Origin of the sequence: Lentibacillus sp., assembly GCF_035301675.1 — a bacterium.
Lineage (GTDB): Bacteria > Bacillota > Bacilli > Bacillales > Amphibacillaceae > Lentibacillus.
The window spans coordinates 1-3193 of sequence record NZ_DATGTT010000080.1; the positions used below are offsets into that span (position 1 = coordinate 1).

General features: G+C 43.2%; 5 protein-coding genes. 2 read left to right on the forward strand and 3 right to left on the reverse strand.

Features of this window, described 5'->3' with window-relative positions; translation table 11 throughout:
- Together VK097_RS15545 and fdxA are read left to right on the forward strand one after the other, a co-directional pair.
- On the forward strand, nt 1-173 hold a 173-nt coding region (locus VK097_RS15545), incomplete at its 5' end, for a CHY zinc finger protein (RefSeq protein WP_491713100.1).
- A gap of 77 nt (nt 174-250) precedes the next feature.
- Nucleotides 251-490 carry a 4Fe-4S ferredoxin gene (gene fdxA / locus VK097_RS13115; RefSeq protein WP_324212260.1) on the forward strand — a complete coding sequence of 80 codons (240 nt, stop codon included), beginning with the start codon at nt 251-253 and terminating at the stop codon, nt 488-490.
- A 103-nt stretch (nt 491-593) separates the two neighbouring features.
- On the opposite strand, the gene VK097_RS13120 is transcribed toward fdxA, so the two are convergent.
- The 3 genes from VK097_RS13120 to VK097_RS13130 all read right to left on the reverse strand — a co-directional run.
- Nucleotides 594-1010 (reverse strand): hypothetical protein, encoded by a 417-nt coding sequence (locus tag VK097_RS13120; protein ID WP_324212261.1) that lies wholly within the window; start codon nt 1008-1010, stop codon nt 594-596.
- 51 nt (nt 1011-1061) lie between these two features.
- Complete coding sequence (locus tag VK097_RS13125; protein ID WP_324212262.1) at nt 1062-1199, reverse strand: hypothetical protein; 138 nt, start codon at nt 1197-1199, stop codon at nt 1062-1064.
- A 167-nt stretch (nt 1200-1366) separates the two neighbouring features.
- On the reverse strand, nt 1367-3193 hold a 1827-nt coding region (locus VK097_RS13130), incomplete at its 5' end, for a thioredoxin domain-containing protein (protein WP_324212263.1).

Here is a 3193-nt window from a genome sequence, read left to right on the forward strand (position 1 = left end):
CAACTGTCTGGCCGAAAGAAAAGTTTGATCAAAAAGCCATTCTTTGCGGGAACTGCAAAATTGAACTGACGATAAATGAATATTTTGGAAGCAGTTACCGATGCCCTTTGTGTGATGCAGCCTTTAATCCAGGCTGTGCAATCCATTATCATCTTTATTTCGAGGGTGATTGATGGGTATCAATCAATTCACCTGCCATCTCGATATCAAGTATCATTATAATTATAGTAATGGAAGGAGGTCATGATCGATGGCTTTTGTTATATTGGACCCATGCCGCGGTGAAAAGTCAGGCGAATGTGTGGATGTTTGCCCGGTTGATTGTATAGAAGAAGGGCCGGAGCAATATTACATAGATCCGGATGTATGTATTGATTGTGGTGCATGTGTATCAGTATGTCCGGTTGATGCAATTGTTGAGGAGTATGATATGACTCCCGACCAGGAAAAATACCTGGATGAGGCAGAAGAATTTTTTGCAAACAGATGACCGATTATGATAGATAAAAACCCTTGTACGTGTCGCCCTGAGGACATGATACGAGGGTTTTCTTTTGTATTGAGTATCTTTTGCTAATGAGGATACAGAGGTATTAATCCGAAAATTGATGCTTTAATTGAGCGATGTCACGTTCGTTTTGGACAGCTTTGTTCCAGATGTGATCCTGATCTGCTCGCAGGATTTTGAATTCATCCATGATTTCCCGATGGCGTCTGTCGTTTTCCGTTTTCATTGTGAAAATCTCTTGTTTCATTGAGGATTGTTCTGTTTTTATTGATGTCAGCTCTTTCTTCATTTCACTTTGCTCTTTTTTCATAGCAGCTTGTTCTATTTTCATTTCGCTTTGTTCTTCTCTCATAACAGCCTGATCTTCTATCATCACAGCCTGTTCCTTTGTTAGCCCGTTCAATTGCGTTTTCATTTCAGCCTGATCAGTACGCATGCTGCCGACCATTGAGATTAAGTGGGAAAGCATATCTTCCATGTGTTCCAGGCGTTGCTCCTTCAATTTTTTCACCTCCTTGTTTTCCAGTATACCTTCTCAATGTGATAGAAAGCTTTACGTTTCTTCGACTTTTTCAGCTAATTTGCCGGCAATCCATCGTTCAGCAGTTGATTCGTCGACTTCATAGATTTTTCCAGCCCGAAGCAAATCACCATGGTACATGGTCTGCACATTCATTTTGACTTTCTGCATAACGATCCCCCCCTTAAAATTATGATGGTGTTATAAGTATAACATAGCAGCAATTGATATAAATGCCGAAGTTCACAATTAACCTGCCCGAAGTTCACATGCAAAATGCCCGAAGTTCACAATAAATCTGATTGAAGTTCACATCATAACCGCTGAAGTTCACAACTTCAGCGGTCCCTCCGGATGTATTCCCAGGCTTTTTCTGTATCGGTCGTTGGCTGATGACATGCAAAGTTTTCACATACATAAATCGTCATTTGATCATCCAGCTGCTTATAGTCGGATACAAACGGAGCGGATTCAGCCAGCGTGTCAGCGTTATCGCCGACCAGGAGTGTCACGTCTGGAAAAAATTCCCGCTGAAGCTCTGCAGTAAACGAATTTGGCTCTCCAAGCACCACGACCTCCTTTGTTGGATTTTCCATCAGAAGCAGACTTTGAATAAAATGGATGCCCGCAACAGGAGCGCTGTTAATATCATCGTGAAACGTGTAGAACATTTCTTCCAGCTTATCCAAATAGACTGTTTCACCGGTCAAATAGCCGATTTTGGCGAGCATAACTGCCGCGACTCCATTACCTGCAGGGAGTGCACCGTCATAAACTTCTTTTTCCCGTGACAGTAGTTCTTCACTGTCATGGCCGTTGAAGAAAAATCCGCCCTGATCGTTATCCCAGAATAAGTCAATCATGTCATTGGCTAGGGTCTTTGCTTGCTTCAGATATTTCAGCGAAAACGTCGTTTCATACAGTTCAGTATAAGTCCACAGCATAAAGGCATAATCATCCAGATAGCCGTTATATTTAATTTCACCGTCGCGATAACGGGCCATCATCCGACCCTCTTGAATAAGGTTTTGTTCGATGAATTGAACGCTGTTTTCGGCAGTCTCGATATATTTTGGTTCAGTAAAAACTTTTCCGGCTTTAGCGAGCGCGGCGATCATCATGGCGTTCCATGACGTCAGGATTTTATCGTCCACATGCGGGTAAACACGTTTCTCGCGTGCTGACAGCAATTGTTTTCGCGCCTCGTTGAGTTCCCGATGAAGTTCTGATACGCTCATGTTATGGTTCTTTGCGATAGCTTCTAAGTCACTGTCCAGCAAGTTCGGGATATTTTTGCCTTCAAAATTGCCATCAGGGGTTATGCCGTAAGCAGAAGTATATAAATCGCCGCGCTGCTCACCGAGGATGTTGAAGACTTCATCATAATCCCAAACATAATATTTTCCTTCAACGCCTTCCGAATCAGCATCAATCGCCGATTTGAAGCCGCCCTCAGAACTGTGCATCTCTCTCATGACAAATGTGATGATCTGTTCGCTGACCTCTTTATACAGCGGATTATTGGTAACCTGATAGCATTCGATATATGCAATAAGCAGCAATGCGTTATCATAAAGCATTTTTTCAAAGTGCGGGACAAGCCATTTCTCATCGGTGGAATAGCGTGCAAATCCGAATCCGACATGATCGTAAATCCCGCCTTTTGCCATTGCCTGCAATGTGTTTTCTGCCATTTTCAACGCGGCGGTTTTGCCTGTGAAGTGATAATACCTCAGCAGATATAGCAAATTTTGTGGAGTAGGAAACTTTGGTGCCGAACCGAATCCGCCGTACGTCAAGTCATATCGTTTTCCGAGCTGCTCAAAAGCTTTGCCGGTCATTTTATTGGGCAGGCGGTTTTCACTTTTGGCCGTAACGGTTTTCTTCAGTGCGTCAGTGACGCTTTTGGTCACTTTTGCGATATGGTCCGGCTCTTTATTATATCGCTCGTAAAGTTGGGTAAGAACATCCATAATTCCGGGCATACCGTATTTACTGACACGGGGGAAATAGGTTCCGGCATAAAATGGCACTTTATCCGGTGTCATGAAAATGGATAACGGCCATCCGCCTTGTCCGGTCATCATCTGGCAAACTTTAATGTAGACTGAATCAATGTCTGGGCGCTCTTCTCGGTCGACTTTAATGGAAACGTAATGATCATT

What these genes read in the sequence shown, in the direction of transcription:
- fdxA (WP_324212260.1), top strand. Translation starts at nt 251, where the DNA reads ATGGCTTTTGTTATATTGGACCCATGCCGCGGTGAAAAGTCAGGCGAA.
- VK097_RS13125 (WP_324212262.1), bottom strand. Translation starts at nt 1,199, where the DNA reads ATGCAGAAAGTCAAAATGAATGTGCAGACCATGTACCATGGTGATTTG.